The 19,810-nt window shown below is 64.4% G+C and carries 13 protein-coding genes; 8 read left to right on the top strand and 5 right to left on the bottom strand.

The window, feature by feature from the left end; translation table 11 throughout:
• The first annotated feature begins 110 nt into the window (after positions 1–110).
• The 8 genes from ACKODO_RS13280 to ACKODO_RS13245 all read left to right on the top strand — a co-directional run bounded on the left by ACKODO_RS13280 (position 111) and on the right by ACKODO_RS13245 (position 10,310).
• Entirely contained in the window at positions 111–845 is a 735-nt protein-coding gene (locus tag ACKODO_RS13280) for an ATP-binding protein (protein ID WP_408983914.1), read from the top strand.
• A gap of 109 nt (positions 846–954) precedes the next feature.
• Complete coding sequence (gene ccmI / locus ACKODO_RS13275; RefSeq protein WP_408983913.1) at positions 955–2,082, top strand: c-type cytochrome biogenesis protein CcmI; 1,128 nt, start codon at positions 955–957, stop codon at positions 2,080–2,082.
• Positions 2,083–2,113: 31 nt separating this feature from the next.
• Positions 2,114–2,572 (top strand): cytochrome c maturation protein CcmE, encoded by a 459-nt coding sequence (gene ccmE / locus ACKODO_RS13270; protein WP_408983912.1) that lies wholly within the window; start codon positions 2,114–2,116, stop codon positions 2,570–2,572.
• Between the two features lie 10 nt (positions 2,573–2,582).
• Positions 2,583–4,559: a heme lyase CcmF/NrfE family subunit gene (locus ACKODO_RS13265; protein ID WP_408983911.1), complete on the top strand. Its 1,977-nt coding sequence runs from the start codon at positions 2,583–2,585 to the stop codon at positions 4,557–4,559.
• Positions 4,556–5,038 carry a cytochrome c-type biogenesis protein CcmH gene (locus ACKODO_RS13260; RefSeq protein ID WP_408983910.1) on the top strand — a complete coding sequence of 161 codons (483 nt, stop codon included), beginning with the start codon at positions 4,556–4,558 and terminating at the stop codon, positions 5,036–5,038. The genes ACKODO_RS13265 and ACKODO_RS13260 overlap by 4 nt, the downstream gene beginning before the upstream one ends.
• 203 nt (positions 5,039–5,241) lie before the next feature.
• On the top strand, positions 5,242–5,922 hold the full coding sequence (locus ACKODO_RS13255) for a response regulator transcription factor (RefSeq protein ID WP_408983909.1): 681 nt from the start codon (positions 5,242–5,244) through the stop codon (positions 5,920–5,922).
• A gap of 63 nt (positions 5,923–5,985) precedes the next feature.
• Positions 5,986–7,404, top strand: coding sequence for an ATP-binding protein (locus tag ACKODO_RS13250; protein ID WP_408983908.1), 1,419 nt, complete (start codon positions 5,986–5,988; stop codon positions 7,402–7,404).
• Entirely contained in the window at positions 7,401–10,310 is a 2,910-nt protein-coding gene (locus tag ACKODO_RS13245; RefSeq protein ID WP_408983907.1) for a bifunctional [glutamine synthetase] adenylyltransferase/[glutamine synthetase]-adenylyl-L-tyrosine phosphorylase, read from the top strand. Before ACKODO_RS13250 ends, ACKODO_RS13245 begins: the two co-directional genes overlap by 4 nt.
• Position 10,311: 1 nt before the next feature.
• On the opposite strand, the gene ACKODO_RS13240 is transcribed toward ACKODO_RS13245, so the two are convergent.
• The 5 genes from ACKODO_RS13240 to ACKODO_RS13220 all read right to left on the bottom strand — a co-directional run bounded on the left by ACKODO_RS13240 (position 10,312) and on the right by ACKODO_RS13220 (position 19,639).
• Positions 10,312–12,495 carry a histidine kinase dimerization/phospho-acceptor domain-containing protein gene (locus tag ACKODO_RS13240; RefSeq protein WP_408983906.1) on the bottom strand — a complete coding sequence of 728 codons (2,184 nt, stop codon included), beginning with the start codon at positions 12,493–12,495 and terminating at the stop codon, positions 10,312–10,314.
• 474 nt (positions 12,496–12,969) lie between these two features.
• Positions 12,970–15,582 carry an aminopeptidase N gene (gene pepN / locus ACKODO_RS13235; protein WP_408983905.1) on the bottom strand — a complete coding sequence of 871 codons (2,613 nt, stop codon included), beginning with the start codon at positions 15,580–15,582 and terminating at the stop codon, positions 12,970–12,972.
• A gap of 100 nt (positions 15,583–15,682) precedes the next feature.
• Positions 15,683–16,909: an MFS transporter gene (locus ACKODO_RS13230; RefSeq protein WP_408983904.1), complete on the bottom strand. Its 1,227-nt coding sequence runs from the start codon at positions 16,907–16,909 to the stop codon at positions 15,683–15,685.
• A 90-nt stretch (positions 16,910–16,999) separates the two neighbouring features.
• Positions 17,000–17,974 (bottom strand): tripartite tricarboxylate transporter substrate-binding protein, encoded by a 975-nt coding sequence (locus tag ACKODO_RS13225; protein WP_408983903.1) that lies wholly within the window; start codon positions 17,972–17,974, stop codon positions 17,000–17,002.
• 153 nt (positions 17,975–18,127) lie between these two features.
• Entirely contained in the window at positions 18,128–19,639 is a 1,512-nt protein-coding gene (locus tag ACKODO_RS13220) for a tripartite tricarboxylate transporter permease (protein WP_408983902.1), read from the bottom strand.
• Positions 19,640–19,810 lie beyond the last annotated feature (171 nt).

Genomic DNA, 19,810 nt, shown 5'->3' with positions numbered 1-19,810 from the left:
CCATCCATCTTCGGCAGGCCAATATCGAGGATCACCCCATCGTAGGGCTCCGTATCGCCGAGGAAATGCCCCTCCTCGCCATCGAAGGCGCTGTCAACCGCATAGCCCGCATGTTCCAGCGCCGAGGTCAACTGGCGGTGGAGGTCGCGCCTTTGGCCGGAGAACTCAACCAGCTGCTGGACATGAACCGCGAGATCGTGAGCCGCGCCCGTGCTCAGGTCGGCAATCTCGCGCATGCGCTGAAGACGCCGCTTTCAGTACTCCTGAATGAAGCCGGGGGTGATTCCGGGCCATTGGGGGAGAAGATTCGCGAACAATCCGCCATCATGCGCGATCAGTTGCAGCATTATCTGGACCGGGCTCGCGCCGCCGCACGCGCCGCAGCGATTGGCAATTTCACCGAGGTCGAGCCGGTCCTCGCGGCCTTCACGCGCACATTCGAGAAGATCTACCGCGACCGGGATATCCGTTTTTCCCTCGAGATCGAGACGCCGCTGCGCTTCCGGGGCGAGAAGCAGGACCTCGAGGAGATGGTGGGCAATCTCATCGACAATGCCGGAAAGTGGGCGGCAAGCGAGGTTCGCATCCGCGTGCATGCAGCACCACAATTCGACCATGCGCCCAACCAGATCGATCTCATCGTCGATGACGATGGACCGGGCCTGCCTGACGAAAAGCGAATCGAGGCCACCAAGCGCGGCCGGCGCCTTGATGAAACCAAGCCCGGCTCCGGCCTGGGCCTGTCGATCGTGGTCGACCTTGCCGGCCTTTACGGGGGCAGCTTCGTGCTGGAAGATTCACCACTCGGCGGTCTTCGCGCGCGCCTCACCCTTCCCGCTTTGTGACAACCGATTGCGTCTCCCATCGCTGCTCTGTAGCAAAGCGGCCACATGAGGCAGGGCAATTGCGCCATGTCATGGAATGGCCCCGATTGCGGCCTAATTGAGCAGTACGATGACTCTCTGGCTCGGAATTGTGGTTTTGACCTTTGGTGCGGCCGCGCTAGCCTTGCGCCCGCTCCTTCGTCCGCCGAAGGACAAGTCCAGCCTCGACCACGCGATCCAGTTCTATGAAGCGCGGCGATTGGAACTGGACCGGCAGGTGAGCGCCGGCCTGATTTCCGAAAGCGAACGCACGGCTTCCGAGGCCGAGCAGGCGCGTCGTCTGCTTGCGCTCGCGCGACAACAGCAAGTCGAGGAAGAACAAAAGACCGGCAGCGCCCGCCGCAGCAAGATCGCAGCCCTCCTGCTCTTGGTCGGACTCCCCGTGCTCTCCATTCCCCTCTACCTTCGCACCGGCACGCCCGACATGCCGGACCAGCCCATCGCGAGCCGGGTGACGCCCGGCAGCGATGCGGAGATGCAGAAGGCCCTTCAGCGCATCGAATTGCATCTCGCGAGCAATCCCAATGATGCGCGCGGCTTCGAGGCCATCGCGCCAGCCTATATGCGCCTCGGGCGATATCAGGATGCAGCTTTCGCGTTTCGCAGGGTGATCGCGATTTCGGGTGAAACACCGGATCGGCTGGCCAATCTTGGCGAGGCGCTGATTGCCAGCCAGAACGGCATCGTGAATGCCGAGGCCAGGGAAGCCATTCAGAAGGCCGTCGCTCTCGACCCTGATCTTGGCAAGGCGCGGTTCTATCTGGCGATTGCCACCGAGCAGGACGGTGATATTCCAGGTGCCATTCGGAAACTCACTGAATTGTCAGCCTCGCTCCCGGAAGGCCCTGGCAAGATGCGGGTTGAATCCGAACTCGACCGTTTCCGCGCCGAGGGCAAGGCGCCGCCGCGCCCAACGGGCGATCCGCAAAGCGAAGCGGGCAGGGCATTGTCGGAACTGCCGCCGGATGAGCGCGCCCGCGCGATCGAAGGCATGGTCGATGGGCTTGCCGCCCGTCTTGCTCAGCAAGGTGGGAGCCTTGATGAATGGCAGCGTCTCATCCAGGCGCGCGTGGTGCTGAACCAGCGTGAGAAGGCTGCGGAATCTCTCGCCAAAGCCCGCAAGGCCCTGGGCGAAAGCGCCGCAGTCGAACTTGACCGGCTTGCCGCCGCGCTTGATCTGAAGGCTGCGAACCCGTGACCATGATCCCGACCTGCTGGACCTTCTTCCCATGACCCGCAAGCAGAAGCGTCTCATGATTCTTGGCGGGTTTGGCCTCGTGCTGGTTTCGGCATTGGCCATGATTCTCGTGGGCCTGCGCGATCAGATCGTTTTCTTCCGCTCTCCCAGCGAAGTGATGGCGGGCAAGGTGAAGCCCGGCGAGGCTTTCCGGCTCGGCGGTCTTGTCGAAAAGGGCAGTGTGCTGCGTGAGCCCAACCAGATGGTGCGCTTCCGCGTGACCGACGGTTCCAATGCCATTGCGGTCACCTATCGGGGATTGCTCCCGGACCTGTTCCGTGAAGGGCAGGGGGTGGTGACGGAAGGTCGCCTTGACGCCTCAGGCGCCTTCACGGCATCCACGGTATTGGCGCGCCATGATGAAAACTACATGCCGCGCGAAGTTGCCGATGCCCTGAAACAGCAGGGGCACTGGCAGCCGGGCAAGGGAGACGGACCACCCAAACCATGAGCAGGGCGAAATGATTGTTGAGATCGGCCATTACGCGCTGGTTCTGGCGCTGGTTCTGACCCTGTTTCAGGCCACCTTTCCGCTTTGGGGTGCTATCCGGCGCGATGCGGCGCTGGTCGCGCTCGGGCCGCAGGCAGCAATCGCGCAACTCCTGCTGATCAGCGTTTCGTTCGCGGCGCTGACCTATGCCTATCTCGTGTCGGATTTCTCGGTCTCGAATGTCTACGAGAACTCGCATACTCTGAAGCCGCTGATCTACAAATGGAGCGGCGTCTGGGGCAACCATGAGGGCTCGATGCTGCTCTGGGTGCTGATCCTCGCCCTGTTCGGCGCCGGCGTCGCGGTGTTCTCCCGCAATCTTCCCAATGACCTGCTCGGCGCGACTCTAGCCGTTCAGGCGATGATCGCCGCGGCCTTCCTCGCCTTCGTTCTCTTCGCGTCCAATCCGTTCCTGCGCCTCGGCCCGGCTCCGTTCGAGGGGCGCGATCTGAACCCGATCCTGCAGGACCCCGGCCTCGCGATCCATCCGCCGCTGCTCTATCTCGGCTATGTCGGCTACTCGATCGTGTTTTCCTTCGCGGCCGGCGCGTTGATCGTCGGTCGGATCGATGCGGCCTTCGCGCGCATGTTGCGTCCATGGAACCTCGTGGCCTGGATTACGCTGACCCTGGGCATCGCGATGGGCTCCTACTGGGCCTATTACGAGCTTGGCTGGGGCGGCTACTGGTTCTGGGACCCGGTGGAGAACGCCTCCCTGATGCCGTGGCTCACGGGAACGGCACTCCTGCATTCCGCGATCGTGATGGAGAAGCGCGAGGCGCTGAAGATCTGGACCATCCTGCTCGCGATCATCACCTTCTCGCTCTCGCTTCTCGGAACATTCCTGGTGCGTTCCGGCGTGCTGACCTCGGTGCATGCCTTCGCGGTGGACCCGGAGCGCGGATTGTTCATTCTCATCATCCTCATAGCCTTCATCGGCGGCTCCTTCACTTTGTTCGCGCTTCGTGCCCGGGCGATGGAAGCGGGCGGGCTCTTCGCGCCGGTCAGCCGTGAGGGTGCTTTGGTTCTGAACAACCTGCTCCTCGCCGTGGCGGCGCTGGCGGTGCTGGTGGGGACGCTCTACCCGCTGGCGCTCGAAGGTGTGACCGGACAGAAGATCTCGGTGGGCCCGCCCTTCTTCAACCTTACCGTCGTGCCGCTGATGTTGCCGCTCTTCGTGGCCATTCCCTTCGGCCAGCGCCTTGCCTGGAAGCGAGGGGACCTGCTGGGAGTTGCCCAGCGCATGGTCTTTGCGATGGGGCTGAGCCTGCTGGCGACACTCGTTGTTGCCTACCACATTGGACGTGGTCCGGCTCTGGCGATCATTGCGATCGGTCTCGGGATCTTCATCCTGCTGGCCTCGCTCGACGAGATCCGCGAACGCGTCATGCGCGGCGGCACCGCCGGTGCCTTGCACCGTCTCATCGGCCTGCCGCGCACCTTCCTTGCCACTGCACTGGCCCATGCCGGTGTGGGTATCATGGTGATTGGTATCGCCTTCACCGCCTTCGAGAAGGAGGCGATCGTCTCGATGAAGCCGGGCGAGACCGTGAAGCTGGGTGAATACTCTCTCACGCTGCGCGGCATCGCGCCCTATTCCGGCCCGAACTATACATCCACCGTGGCGCATTTCGTGGTGCATGACGGAACGCGGCAGGTGGCCGAACTGCGCCCGGCGAAACGCGTCTATATCGGTCGCCAGATGCCAACCTCCGAGGTCGGTCGCCATGGCGTCGGCTTCTCCGAGGTCTATGTCGCGATTGGCGAGACCTCGGATGGAAACCATGTCGATCTGCGCGCCTACTGGAAGCCTTTTGTGACGCTCATCTGGCTCGGGCCTGTGCTGATGGCGCTGGCCGGCCTCCTCTCGCTCTCGGATCGTCGCCTGCGGGTTGGCGCTCCGCGGGTTGCTGCCCGCCGTCCCGAGCGTCTGGAGCCGGCCGAATGAGCGCGCTTTCCCGCCGGGCGCTGGTTTTCGGGTCGCTGGTCCTGTCGGGCACGGCGATGGCCGTGCAGCCCGGCGAGCAGCTGAAGGATGCCGCGCAGGAAGCGCGCGCCCGCAAGCTCTCGGCGGAGCTGCGTTGCCTGGTCTGTCAGAACCAGTCGATCGACGATTCGGACGCCGAACTCGCGCGCGACTTGCGCCGCCTCGTGCGGGAGCGGATCTCGGCCGGCGACAGCGACAGCGCCATCCGCCAGTTTCTCGTCGCGCGCTATGGCGAATTCGTGCTGCTCCGGCCGCCGTTTTCCTTCTCGACCGCGCTGCTCTGGAGCCTTCCGGCCATTGCGCTGGCGGGAGGCATCTTCGCTGCGCGTTCGCTGTTCGGGCGGCCCGCCGAGGCTGTCGCCACGCCCGAGTCCGCCCCCTTGGCCGAAGCCGAGAAGCAGGCGCTCGAAGCACTGCTGGCCAGGCGCGACCAGGCCTGACTTCCTTACCGAAATGTCATGCGCCCGAAAGCTTCGGGCCAGTTGCGGGCAGGCATTGTTGGCATCGAGGTCCTGTGGCTGGCCGTAGCACTCTCCGTCGCCCCCCGCTTCACTGCCGGACGCAGGACCGAACCCACCTTCGCCTTGACGGCGCTGGCTCGCGCATGGCGTTGTAACCGGGCAGCTGAGTGAGCCATGTCCGCATGAAAATCCTCGTCGTCGAAGATGATTCCGAAGCCGGTCGCTATCTGGCCCGCGCGCTGAACGAGGCTGGTCACGTAGCTGACCTCGCGGCGGATGGCGAGACTGGCCTCGAGATGGCGCTCGCCGGCAGTTATGACGTTCTCGTGGTCGATCGCATGCTGCCCAAGCGCGATGGCCTTTCGCTCATCATGGCCCTGCGCGCCGAGAAGCGCGCCACGCCGGTGCTCATTCTCTCCGCCCTCGGGCAGGTGGATGATCGCGTGCTCGGCTTGCGCGCCGGTGGCGACGATTATCTCACCAAGCCCTACGCCTTCACCGAGTGCCTCGCGCGTGTCGAGGCGCTCGCGCGCCGCCAGAACCCGCAAAGCGCACAACTGATCTACAAGGTTGGCGATCTCGAACTCGATCGCCTCGCCCATCGCGTGAGCCGCGCGGGCGAGGATATCCCGCTCCAGCCACGGGAATTCCGCCTGCTCGAATATCTCATGCGCCATGCCGGGCAGGTGGTGACGCGCACGATGCTGCTCGAGAATGTGTGGGATTACCATTTCGACCCTCAGACGAATGTCATTGATGTCCATGTCTCGCGCCTGCGCGGCAAGATCGAGCGCAAGGGGCAGGCGACGCTGCTCCATACCATTCGAGGTGCGGGCTACATGATCCGCGATCTCGGCCGCTGAGGCATGGCTCCGGCTTCGCCCTCCACAGGAAACCAGGGAGGCTGGCTGGGCGGGCTGGGCCGCATGGCGCGCACCACGGCCTTCAAGCTTTCCGCCTTCTACCTTCTCATCTTCGCGCTCTTCTCGGGCATCATCCTCGGATACATCGCCTGGAACACGCGTCGCCTGCTCGATGCGCAGATCACCGAGACCATCGAGACCGAGATCAACGCGCTGGCCGAGCAATACCGGCAGGGCGGCTTGCGGCGCCTCGTGGCGGTGATCGAGCGGCGCGGCCGGCAGAGCGGCTCTTTCCTCTACCTCCTCGTGGATGCACGCGGCGACGCGATGACCGGCAACGCGATCCTCCGCGTTCCGGCGCAATCGGTCAGCCCGGGCTGGAGCGAGCTGCGCTACAACTGGCCGGACGAGGCCGAGGAGGTCGCACGCCGTGCCAAGGTGCGCACCTTCATCCTGCCCTCCGGCCTGCGGCTTTTCGTGGGGCGCGATCTCGAAGAGCAGGATCGCTTGCGCGTCACCATCCGCCGCGCGCGCGGGTTCTCCCTGCTCCTGGTGGTGCTGATGGGTGGGTTTGGGGCGTGGTTCGTCACGCGCCGCGTGCTCATGCGCGTCGAGGGCGTGGCGACGACCTCCGCCGCGATCATGGCCGGCAACCTTGCCGAGCGCCTGCCGGTGACCAGCACGAACGACGAATTCGATCGTCTCGCGCTGCATCTCAACGCCATGCTCGATCGCATCGGCGAGTTGATGACCGGTCTGCGTGACCTCTCGGACAATGTCGCGCATGACCTGCGAACACCGCTCACGCGCCTGCGCAATGGCGCGGAAGACGCTCTTCGCAAGGCCGAAACGCTGGAGGACGCCAAGACTGCGCTGGAGCGCGCCATCGAGGAAAGCGACAACCTGCTTCGCATCTTTGATGCCCTGCAAATGATCGCGCGCGCCGAGAGCGGCAACCTTGCGACCTCCCTCAAGCCGCAGAAGCTCGAAGAGATCGTCTCAAGCCTCGCCGAGCTTTACGAACCGCTCGCGGAAGAGGCAGGTCTCGCATTTGAAACGAAGCTCGGCACCGGTCTCGTGGCGAATGCCAATCGGGAATTGATTGGGCAGGCGCTTTCGAACCTCATCGACAATGCGCTGAAATACGGCCTGAAGCCGGAAGGCGGCGGCTCGCTCACCATCTCGGCGGAGAAATCCGGCGGGCAGATCCGCATCGCCGTGGCGGATCGCGGCGAGGGCATTCCGGAGGACAAGCGTCAGGCGGTGGTGGAACGTTTCGTGCGCCTTGATGCCAGCCGCGCCAAGCCCGGCCTTGGCCTCGGGCTGTCGCTCGTTGCAGCCATCGCCCGGCTCCATGGCGGCGAATTGCGGCTGGAGGACAACGCGCCGGGCCTCAAGGCCGTGCTTGTGCTGCCGGAGGCCGTGGGTTCCGCCGGAAGGAGCCTTGCGCAAGGCCCTGTACTGCCCGAAAAAGAGGCATGAACGTTCCCGCCTCGCTCCTCTCCCGCCTTGTCTCCGCCCCGAAATCCGGAAAGCCCGGCACATCCCGCCTCGCGGATGTGCTGGCCGAGGAGGAGGCTCGTCCGCTCGCCGCCCTCCTCGAAGGGCAGGAGATGGCGAAGTCGCTGCTTGCAGGCATTTCCGAAGGTTCGCCCTTCCTCTGGCGCCTGGTGCGGCGTGACCCGGCCGCGGTGGCGGATTTCTTGGCGACCTCGCCCGAAGCCAGCCTCGAAACCATTTTCGAAGGGATGCGCGCCGCCGGCCGCGCGGGCGATCTTCAGGCCGGCATGAAGGCCCTGCGGCAGGCCCGGAACCGTCATGCGCTTCTCGTCGCGATGGCTGATCTCGGTGGCGTGTTCGATATCGTTGCTGTCACGCGCGCGCTGTCCGATCTCGCGGATGAGGCAACGCGCGCCGCGCTCCGGATCGCGATTCACCATCATGGGAACGACCTCGCGATCCCGGATCGTCAGAAGCCTTTCGAGGGCCTCGGCCTCTTCGTGCTCGCCCTCGGCAAGCATGGCGCGCGCGAGCTGAACTACTCCTCCGATATCGATCTCGGCTGCTTTTATGATCCGCAAGCGCCTGCCTTGCGCGACCATTCGGATCATCTCGATCGCTGCGTCGCGATCATCAAGGCGATGGCCAGCATTCTCTCGCAGCGCACGGCGGATGGATATGTTCTCCGCGTGGACCTGCGCCTCCGGCCCGATCCGGGCACCACGCCCATCGCCATGCCCGTCAATGCCGCGCTCGCCTATTATGAGACCGTGGGCCAGAACTGGGAACGCGCGGCGATGATCAAGGCCCGCGTGGTCGCAGGCGACGAGGCCGCAGGCAAGGCCTATCTCCAGGAATTGCAGCCTTTCATCTGGCGGAAATACTTCGATTACGGTGCCATCGCCGATATTCACGCGATGAAGCGGCAGATCTACGCCGTGAAGGGCCACGACCAGATCGCGATTTCCGGCCACGATCTGAAACTTGGCCGTGGCGGCATCCGCGAAATCGAGTTCTTCGTGCAGACCCAGCAACTGGTCTATGGCGGGCGACGGCCCTCCTTGCGCGGCTCCCGCACGCTCGACATGCTCGATGCCCTCTGCCGCGAGACCTGGATTACACCGGAGGCCACCAGGGACCTGACAGAGGCATATGGTGTTTTGCGCACGCTCGAGCATCGCGTGCAGATGATCAACGACGAGCAAACGCAGAAACTGCCGAAAACCGAGGAGGAACTCGCCAGTTTCGCCCGGTTCTGCGGCATGACGCGGGCGCAGTTCGACAAACACCTGACGCGCGCGCTGCGGCGTGTGGAGCATCATTACGCGCGCCTGTTCGAAGGCGGCCCGGCGCTCGCCTCCGGCGCGGGCAGCCTTGTTTTCACGGGTGTCGACACAGACCCCGAGACGCGCGAAACGCTGAAGCGCCTGGGCTTCAAGCAGCCAGAAAGAGTGGCGGAAACCGTGCGCGGCTGGCATTTCGGCCGCCGCCCGGCGGTGACGACGCCGCGCGCCCGCGAGGTGCTCACCGAACTCGTGCCCGGCCTGCTCGAAAGCTTCGGCCGCGCCTCTGATCCCGATGGCGCGATCCTTGCGCTGGATGGCGCGCTCCAGCGCATGCCGGCGGCGGTGGAACTCTTCACGATCCTCAATTCCAATGCGAGCCTGCGCCAGCTTTTCGCGGAATGCCTCGGGACTGCGCCGCGTCTCTCGCAGATGGTGGCGCAATCTCCGCATGTGCTCGACGTGCTGATCGACCCGGATTTCGCCAATCTCGGGCCAGATCCCGAAACGCGCCTGGGTCCGCGCCTCGAACGCGAGACGGATTACGAGATGGCGCTGGAGCGTGCGCGCCACCTCCTGCGCGGCGAGCGCTTCCTCATCGGCACGCGCGCGCTGTCCCGCCTCATCCCGGTCGGGGATCTCGGTGAGGTGCATACCGTGCTGGCAGAGGCCATCCTGCGGCTTGTTCTTGCTCGCGTGCGACGCGAATTCGCCGATCGCCATGGAGAAATTCCGGGCGGGCAGGTTGCCATCATCGGTTATGGCAAGGCCGGTTCGCGCGAACTCACGGCCAATTCCGATCTCGACCTTGTGGTTGTCTACGAGGCGCCCGGCGACGCGTGGTCGGATGGCGACAAGCCGCTGATGACCAGCGAATACTACGCCAAGCTCACCCAGCGCCTTGTCGCGGCGCTCTCCGCGCCGATGCGCGCGGGCACACTTTACGAGGTGGATCTGCGCCTGCGGCCCTCGGGCAAGAAGGGGCCGGTGGCGGCCTCGCTCTCGGCCTTCCAGGAGTACTTCGCCTCGGAAGAGAGCGATCTCTGGGAGCATCTCGCATTGTCCCGTGCGCGCATGCTGACGGGGGATGCCGGACTCTCGCGCGCCCTGACGGACAGCATTCGTGCGCTCGTTGCCCTGAAGCGCGACGAGGTCCGGGTCAAGCGCGAAACCGCCGCCATGCGCGCGCTGATGCATACGGAAAAGCCGGGCCGCGACCGCTTCGACGTGAAGGATCGCCCTGGCGGGCTCGTCGATCTCGAATTCATCACGCAGGCCTTCGCGCTGCTGCACGCGGTGGAACATCCTGCCTTGAGGGAAGGCAACACCCGCTCCCGTTTGGCGCTTGCGGGAGAGGTTGGCCTGCTGACGGCGGAGGAAACGGAGACGCTGCTCGCCGCCTGGGATGTGCAGATCGGCTTCCAGCAGGTGGCGCGGCTGGTATTGCCGGGCGCGTTTGCCGAAAATGAGACCAGCATCACCTTACGTCGGCAGATCGCGCGTCTGCTCGATTACCCGGATTTCCCGCCGCTTTCGGCGGATCTCGATCGCCTTCAGCACGAGGTGCGCGCCATCTTCTCCCGGCGGATCGGTCCTGTGAAGTAACTCAGGCCATCGGCAGGTCGAGCTGGTGCGGGCGCTGCACAATCGGCAGGTGCAGCATCATGATCGCACCGAGCTCCGGCGCGGAGCGGATGCGCAATGTGCCGCCCTGCAGTTCGACGAGCCCGCGCGCGATGGCGACGCTGAGGCCGGAACCCTTGCAGCCATCATGCAGCATGCCGTCGATATGCCCGAAGGGCTTCGTGAGCGTGCCGATATCGCTCTGCGAGAGATGGCAACCCCTGTCCGAGATGAAGATGTTGATGTAGTCGCCCTGCCGGCGCGCGCGCATCGTGACCGTTCCATGCGTGGGCGAGAGGCGGATGGCGTTGCGGGTGAGGTGGATGAGGGCCTGCGTCGTCGCGCGGATATCGAGCTCCACGGGCAGGAGGCCTTCCGGCCTGGCCGAAGTTGGATCGATCTCGATGCGCACATGCTTCTTGGCGGCATCGAGTGCCACGCCTGTCGCCGCATCCTCGAGCAGGTTGGCGATGGCGCTGGAGGAGCGCTCGATCTTCACGCGGCCGGCCTCGATATGGGCCATCTCGAGGATGTCATCGATGATGGTGAGCAGGTTGCCGCCGGAAATCCGGATATGCGCGGCGTAATCGCGATATTTCGCGCAGGTAACAGGGCCAAGAACCTCGTTCTCGATCACTTCCGCAAAGCCGAGGATGGCGTTCAGCGGTGTCCGGATCTCGTGGTTCATATTGGCCAGGAACTCGGCCTTCAGCTTCGTGGCGCTCAACACCTCGGCCTTCTGGTCGCGGTAAAGATTGGCAAGATCGGCAAGCTCCTGCGCCTGCTTGCGCAAGGCTTCACGCGAGGCCGCGAGATCGGCGATGGTGATGCGCAGCTGGCGTTCGTTTTCCAGCAGTCGGTCTTCCTGTGCCTTTCGCGTGGTGATGTCGGTGCCCACCGAAACGAAGCCGCCGGCGCGAGTCGGGCGCTCGCTGATCAGCAGCCAGCGTCCATCCTCGAATTGCGCCTCATAGGCACAGGATTTGTTTTCGTCATCGGTTTCCCGGTCGATCTCGATCATGATGCGCGGCTCCTGCGCCTCGGCCATCACGTTCTGGTAGCGCGTGCCGCGACGGGTGGCCGTGTCGCTGAGCTGGTGGAAGGAACGGTACTTCGAGTTGCAGAGCACAAGCTGGTTGTTCTCGTCCCAGAGGACGAAGGCTTCGGAAATGCTCTCGATGGCATCGCGCAGGCGCATTTCCGCCCGCTCGCTCTCGGCGGCGGCCTCGCGCTCGGCGGTCACATCCATCACCACGCCCAGCAGGCGCTGCGGCTGCGAGTTGTTTTCCGCAAGGCGCGCGGCGCGCATATGCAGCCACACCCAATGGCCCTTGGCATGCTGCATCCGGAAGATATGGTCGATCTCGCCCGCCTGGAACGCGCTCTTCTCCACCGCATCGAGCGGGGAGAGATCGGCCGGATGGATCAGCGCTTCGATGCCACTGCGCGATACCATGCGCTCGCGCGGCTCCAGCCCGAGAAGACGAAACATGGAATTCGACAGCCAGAGATGGCTTGCGCCGATCCGGCAATCCCAAAGGCCGACATTCCCACGGTCGAGAGCCAGCTCGAACCGGTTGAATAGGCGCTGGGCACTCTGCTCGGTGTCTCTTGCGCGGGAGCGCTGCTTGTAGAAGGCGAGGCAGAAGGCGATCGTGACGGCACCGAAGGCCAGCAGCAAGGCGGAGATGACCGAGGCATGATGCTGCCAGTTGGTGAGTTCATCCTCGACCGGCTGATAGGCGACAAGGGTCTGGCCGGTCACGATTTCGCGGGTAATCAGGCTCGCAGGTCGACCATCCGCCAGCGTTATCTGGCGCATCTCGCCAAGCGCGCGCGGCGAGAGCACATCCTCGCCCGCCGCGAACAGACTCACGGCCATCCGACCATAGGTGATGTCGAGGCGACTGGAACGGTGCACCCGGCCCTCACGCCCGATGATGAGGAAGGCCCGGCCCGGAAGATCGGCGCCCGGTGGCACATGGAGAACGGAATCGGCGGCATCTCCGCCCGAATGATGGCGCGCGGCGGCTTCCGACACGAACATCTGCGCCGCGACGGCAAGAGCCTGCTCGCTGGTGACGAGCATGTCACGCCGGCTGGTCGTGTATTGGGCGAACATGCTGTAGCCCGCGATGATCAGGAAGGTGACAACCAGCGCTGGCACCACCCGATCCAGCAGCGGATCGGTGGCTTCGGGGAGATCATTCCGGACAGCCTGACCCGGATTGTGCGACTGGCCTGAACCAAGAAACTTGGAAAAAGGACGCAATAAGCCCCAGCTGGCCGCGAAATCCCGCACCATTCCTGCCCCCTCGACGATCCTATTGAATCAGGAGAATGTGCCGCATCGCCCCCGAATCACCTGCAGTTGAATCGACGTTCGACTCGCTGTCCAGAGGAGGGGGGCGGCCGTTCGGTGCACCTTTGGGTTGGAAAAAACGCATCGCATCTTGCGGTTGCGCCAAGGGCGCAAAAATGGATTCCTTGCGGACTCTATCTGTTCTTTTTATGTTCGGGCCGATTCATGGCAATCGCGGAGATGCTTGCAATAACTTCACCCAAAAGTTGCATTAAAAATTTTTTAACTTTTGTCGAGCGTGCAGCCCGGCCACCGATGGCGACCGGGCCTATTTCGGCCTCAGGCGAGGGACCGCTCGAGAATGTCCGACAGATCGCGTGATCGGTCCGGGGCCACCAGCCCGCGCAGCGCCATTTCTGCTTCCGTTCGACGGCCGGCTTCCAGCGCCTTCCAGGTGCGGAATGCCGTCGCCAGCCGCGCCGCGAGCTGCGGGTTCTTGCCATCCACCTCGCCGATCACATCGGCCACGAGTCGGTAACCCGCGCCATCCGCCGCATGGAAGCCGCGCGGGTTTCCGTTGGCGAAGGCGCCTACCAGCGCGCGCACGCGGTTGGGGTTGCCGAGCGTGAATTTCGGGTGCCTCAGCAGCGCCTCCACCCGTTCGCGTCCCGCCTTGCCGGGAATGCTGGCATTGAGCGTGAACCAGAGGTCAAGCAGCAGCGGATCATCGCGGAACCGCGCTTCCGCCGCCGCGAAAGCCTGATCGCGCTCCGGGCGATCCGCCGTCACCAGCGCCCAGAGGGCATTGGCGCGGTCGCTCATGTTGTTTGCGCGCTCGAACTGGGCGAGAGCAAGGCCTGCCCCTTCGGCCGGATTGGCGGCAATCAGGTAATTCAGCAGCCGAAGGGCCAGAGCGCGCTTGCCCGCGCTCGCCGCATCGGGGCTGAACGGCACGGGCTTCGATAAGGCGTCGTAGCGCTCGCGCGCGAGACTGCCGACGCTCTGGCCGATGAACCTCCAGAGCGCTGTGACCGCCGTGCCGATGGCATCGGGGTCCACATCCTGCCCGATCTCGCGGGCCATCTCTGTTTCGCGCGGCAGCGCGATGGCGAGCGCCGCAAAGGCAGGATCGGCATCCGAGTGACGGATGAGGCGCTCCAGCGCTGCTGCGAGCGTCGGATCGGCCAGCGGTGCTTCGCCCTTGCGGATGCCCGCGATCGAGCGCTTCAGCAGGTCGATCGCGACATCCTGCAAAGCCTGCCAGCGGTTGAACGGGTCCGGATCATGCCCCGCGAGCACGAGCAGGTCGCCCGGCTGCCGGTTGATCTCCACACGCACCGGCGCCGAGAAGCCGCGGAACAGCGACGGGATGGGCCGCGCGGGCATGTTATCCCAGGTCTTTTGCCCTTCCGCGCCATCGAGCACGAAAAGATCGTCGGAAACGAGGCTTTGGCCTTGCGGATCGAGCAGGCCGAGACTGACGGGAATGACCTGAGGGTGCTTTTCCGGTTGGCCTGGCGTGGGTTTCGTCGCCTGCTGGAAATGCAGCGTGTAGCGCCCCGTGGCTGCGTCAAACGCGTCGCGCACGGTCACCAGCGGCGTGCCGGCCTGATCGTACCAGCGCATGAACGGCGTGAAATCTCGGCCCGAGATATCGGCAAAGCAGCGGATGAACTGTTCCACCGTGCAGGCCTCACCATCGTGGCGTTCGAAATAGAGATCCATGCCCTCGCGGAACTTCGCCGGCCCGATCAGGAGCCGGAGCATCTGGATCACCTCGGAGCCCTTGTTATAGACCGTAGCCGTATAGAAGTTGTTGATTTCCTTATATTGATGCGGCCGGACCGGATGCGCCAGCGGTCCCGCATCCTCCACGAACTGCGCCGCGCGCAGGGTCTGCACATTCGCGATCCGCTCCACCGGGCGAGAGCGCTCGTCGGAGGAGAATTCCTGGTCGCGGAAAACGGTGAGCCCTTCCTTCAGGCAGAGCTGGAACCAGTCGCGGCAGGTGATGCGATTACCCGTCCAGTTGTGAAAGTATTCATGCGCCACAATGGCTTCGATGTTGTGATAATCCTGATCGGTGGCGGTCTCCGGCGTCGCGAGAATGTAGCGATCGTTGAAGATGTTCAGGCCCTTGTTCTCCATCGCGCCCATGTTGAAATCCGATACGGCGACGATGTTGAACAGGTCGAGATCATATTCGCGCCCGAACTTCTCCTCGTCCCACTTCATGGAGCGGATGAGGCTGTCCATCGCATAGGCCGCGCGGTTCCCCTTGCCCTTCTCGACATAGACATTGAGCGTCACGCGACGGCCGGAGGGTGTTGTGTGAGTGTCGGTTACCCGATCGAGATCACCGGCGACCAGCGCAAAAAGATAGGCCGGCTTCCGGTGCGGGTCTTCCCACAGCGCGAAATGGCGCGTGGTGCCGGGAATGTCGCCAGCACCCACGGGGTTGCCGTTCGAAAGCAACAGCGGCGCTTCCGCCTTTTCCGCCTCGATGCGCACGGAATAGGTCGACATCACATCGGGTCGGTCGAGGAAGTATGTGATGCGCCGGAAGGCATCCGCCTCGCATTGCGTGCAATAGACGCCATTCGAGCGGTAAAGGCCCATCAGGCGGGTATTCGCGGCCGGGTTGATCTCGGTTTTCAGCGCCAGCGTGAAAGCATCGGGAACATCCGGAATGACGAGTTTCTCCGGGCTCACCTCATAGGCCGAGGCGGCGAGTTCCTTTCCTTCCAGCGCCACGGAGAGCAGCGTCAGATCCTCGCCATCGAGCGACAGGGCCGCGCCGGCGCGGCCCTTGGGGTTGCGGCGAAGCGTGAGCACCGCGTCCACCACCGTCCCGGATGGATGCAGCCGGAAATCGAGCGCGACGTGGTCGATCAGGAAATCCGGCGGGCAATATTCCGAAAGACGGATAACGGGCGATTGATCGGGGCGCATGGCTACTCCGCGAGGGGTGGGAACGAGGCTCTGCAAGCCCTGGGACAAAGATGGCAGGCGGCTTGTCGCATCGCAACCCGCATCACAACCTGCATCGCGATCACGCGACGGCGTGCCGGTTGCAATGGCGCGAGAGAAGCACCATCAGGCTCATCGCGAGGAAGCCCATCGCCATGAAGGCGATCGTGATGCCCGAGGCGCCCGATCGGTCGATGATCAGCCCGCCGAGCACCGGCGCGACGGTCGCGGCCACGCTGGGCAGCAAGGTCACCTTGCCGAGCCGTTCCCCATAGCCTTGCGAACCGAAGAGTGCGAGGGTCAGCGTGCCCTTCACGATGGTGTTGAGGCCGTTCGCGATGCCATAGGCTGCCGCGAACAGGATGCCGCCAAGAAGCACGCCCTTCGACAGCGCGAGCAGCACGAAGCTGATGGCAAAAAGCGTGTTGGAGACCTGCGCCGTGCGCAGGGCCGGGTGCTTCTGCGCGCTCGCCATTTCGCCTAGGCGGCCGAGCACCTGGAACACGCCCACGAGGCTCGCGACCAACACGGCTTCGGAGAAGGTGAAGCCCAGCCCCTCCAGCATGGGAAAGGCGAGCATCGACCAGCCATTGCCCACGAGCGCGATGCAGGCGAGCATCACGGTCATCAGCAGGAAGGCCGTCGTCTGTCCCTCGGGCTTCAGGCCCGCCGGCACGGGCTGAGGCAGGGGCGCGCCATCCAGTTGTTGTTCGCGCCCGTCCAGCAGCCAGGCATGAAGCGGAGCGCAGGTCAGGATATTCACCACGCCGAAGATCAGCACGAGGCTGCGCCATTCGAGCACGGTCAGCAGCGCCGCAGTCACCGGCCAGACGATCGAGGAGGCGAGCCCGCCGATCAGCGTCAGCAGCACGATGGCGCGGCGGGCGTTCTGGCCGGACATCCGCGCCAGCGAGGTGAAGGAGGCGTTGTAGAGCGAGAGCGGCGAGCCCAGGGCCACGATGCCCCAGCCCACGAAATAGAGCACCGGCCCCTTGGCGATCGCGATCACCAGCAGGCCAAGCCCCATCAGCACCGACCCCAGGGCCATCACCACGCGCGAGCCCTGGCGATCCTGGAAGCGGCCGACCAGCGGCCCGGCGAGGCCAGAGGTCAGCAGCGTGAGCGATACGCCCGCGAGCATCACGGATTTGGACAGGCCGAGATCGCGCATCATCAGCGTGCCCATCAGCCCCAGCAGGTAATAGGTGGTTCCGTAGCCGATGATCTGCGTGAAGCCGAGGCCCCAGATGGCTTTCCGAACACGCGGAGACAGAGGTGGCAGGGAAGGCTGTTCGGTGGAGGCGGGCATGTCGCACCACGATTAGGCCCGGCCGCCCGAAAAGAAAAGGCCGCGCCTCGCAGGGAGACGCGGCCGTAACGGTTCCGGGAAGAACAGGCCTTACTGCTTCACACGCTCCTTCAGCAGCGCCACCCAGCGGGTGTTTTCCGAGCGCACGAGTTCCGCCAGCGCTTCCGGCGAAGCGCCCCTGGCATCCGGTACCACGCCGCCGAGATCCTCGAGCTTCTTCCTGGTGCCGGGATCGGTCACGGCCTTCACGAGCGCGTCGCGGAGCTTGGCGAGCACGTCCGGCGGGGTGCCCTTCGGCGCGAAGACCGCGTTCCAGGCCGAGACCTGGAATTCCGGCAGGCCGCCTTCGATGGTGGTCGGCACATCGGGCAGTGAGGGGCTACGGGCGGGCGTCGCGATGCCATAGGCCCTGATCGTGCCGCCCTTCACCTGCTCGGAGACGCTCACGATCTGATCGCAGACATAATCGACCTTGCCCGCCACGAGATCGTTGATGGCCGGACCCGTGCCGCGATAGGGAATTTCGTTCACATCGACCTTCAGCATGGAATGCAGCAATACGCAGGTGATATGCGAGACCGAGCCGACGCCGGCATGGGCGGCATTCAGCGTCTTCTGGTTCGCCTGCACGTATTTCATGAATTCCTGCAGGTTATTGGCCGGGAAATCCTTGCGCGCCACGATCACGATCGGCGTGCCGGCTGCGAGCCCAATCGGCTCGAAGTCCTTTTGCGGGTCATAGCCCAGGTTCGGGTAGAGGCCCGCTGCCGCGCCATGGGTGCCCATATGGCCCATGGCAATGGTATAGCCATCGGGCGTGGCCTTCGCCGCGCGGGTGATGCCGGTGGTGCCGCCGGCGCCGGCAACGTTCTCGATCACGGTGGTCTGGCCGAGCGTGCGGGACATGTGCTCGCCGACAATGCGGGCGATGATATCCGTCGGGCCACCGGCCGCGAAGGGGACGATCATGGTGATGGGCTTGTTGGGGAAGGCCTGCGCAGTTGCGCTGGCAATACCCAGCAGCAGCGCCGAACCGGCCATGACTAGGCGGCGAGTGAACGACATCAGTTTCTCCCTCGTTTTTGTGTCGTGTTCTTTCTTACCCTTGAACGGTAGCGCGCAACACGCTGACGGCAAGTCCGTGGAATCCACAGGTGGGGTCACCCAGGGCCGCATCCCATGTGGAAAGGGCGGGCTGTGGGGCCCGCCCTTTTTGTCTCATTCCTCGACGAAGACCTCATCGCGCTTCTTCCGCAGCGCTGGCGTGACCGCAAGGATCAGCAGCAAAACGGAGACCACGATCAGACCGGCCGAGATCGGATGCTTCGAGAAATCCACGAAGGTCCATGGATCGCCACGCGAGAGCAGCATTGCCTGGCGCAGCTTCTCTTCCATGATCTTGCCGAGCACGAAGGCCACGAGCATGGGCGCCGGCTCGAAGCCCAGCTTGATCAGCAGGTAGCCCATCAGCCCGAAAAAGGCTGTGAGCACCACATCGAAGGGCTGGTTGTTGATCGAATAGACGCCGATCGCGCAGAAGAACAGGATCGCGGGGAAGAGCATGCGGTAGGGCACGCGCAACAGGCGCACCCACAGGCCCACCAGCGGCAGGTTGATGATGACAAGCATCAGGTTGCCGATCCACATCGAGGCGATCAGGCCCCAGAAGAGATCGGGCTGCTTCGTCATGATCTGCGGACCGGGCACGATGCCGTGAATGGTCATCGCGCCGACCATCACGGCCATCACGGCATTCGGCGGAATGCCGAGCGTGAGGAGCGGGATGAACGAGGTCTGCGCGGCCGCATTATTGGCCGATTCCGGACCCGCGACACCGGCAATGGCTCCCTTCCCAAATTCCTGTGGCCGCTTCGAGAGCTTCTTCTCAAGCGTATAGGCGCCGAAGGCCGCCAGAACCGCGCCGCCGCCCGGCAGGATGCCCAGGATCGAACCGAGCAGCGTGCCGCGTGCCATGGCAGGCGCGGCTTCAATCATGTCCGCTTTCGTCGGCATCAGGTTCGTCACCTTCTGCTGCACGAGATCGCGGCTCTCCTGGTTCTCGAGGTTGCGGAGAATCTCGGCAAAGCCGAACATGCCCATCGCGAGCGTCACGAACTCGATGCCATCCGCCAGCGGCAGGAAGCCGAAGGTCATGCGCTGCTCGCCCGTCTCGAGATCGGTGCCGATGGTCGAGAGCAGGAGGCCGAGAAAGATCATCGCGATCGCCTTGAGCACCGAGCCCGAGGCCAGCACGATGGCGCAGACAAGGCCGAGCACCATCAGCGAGAAATAATCCGCCGGGCCGAAAGCCTGCGCCACCGCGGTCAGCGGCTTGCCAAGCGCGGCGACGAGAATGGTGCCGAAGGTGCCGGCGATGAACGAACCGATGGCCGCGATGGCGAGTGCCGCGCCGGCGCGTCCCTTCTTCGCCATCTGGTGGCCGTCGATCGCGGTCACGACCGATGAACTTTCTCCGGGCAGGTTCACCAGGATGGCCGTGGTGGAGCCGCCATATTGCGCACCATAATAGATGCCGGCGAGCATGATGAGCGCGCCGGTGGGGTCGAGCTTGTAGGTGATCGGCAATAGCATCGCGATGGTCGCGATCGGGCCGATGCCCGGCAGAACGCCGATCAGCGTGCCGACCAGCGCGCCGATGAGGCAGAGCAGGATGTTGGTTGGCGTGACGGCAACCGAGAAACCATGGGCAAGATTGGCAAGGAGTTCCATTGTCAGTTGCCCTTCCTGCTCTGCACGACACGCCGCGCGGCATAGATCAGGGCGGCCAGAACCACGCCCCCCGCGATGGCCTGGACGATGATCGCCGTCGGCTTGCCGGGCGTCATGTCAAGGAATGGCGGCCAGAGCGGGATCGGCTGGCCCAGGACCGTGGGGAAGAGC

This window comes from Rhabdaerophilum sp., assembly GCF_046092605.1.
Classification (GTDB): domain Bacteria; phylum Pseudomonadota; class Alphaproteobacteria; order Rhizobiales; family Beijerinckiaceae; genus Rhabdaerophilum.
Note: the sequence above shows the minus strand (reverse complement) of the source record. Positions and strands in the feature narration are given on the sequence as shown.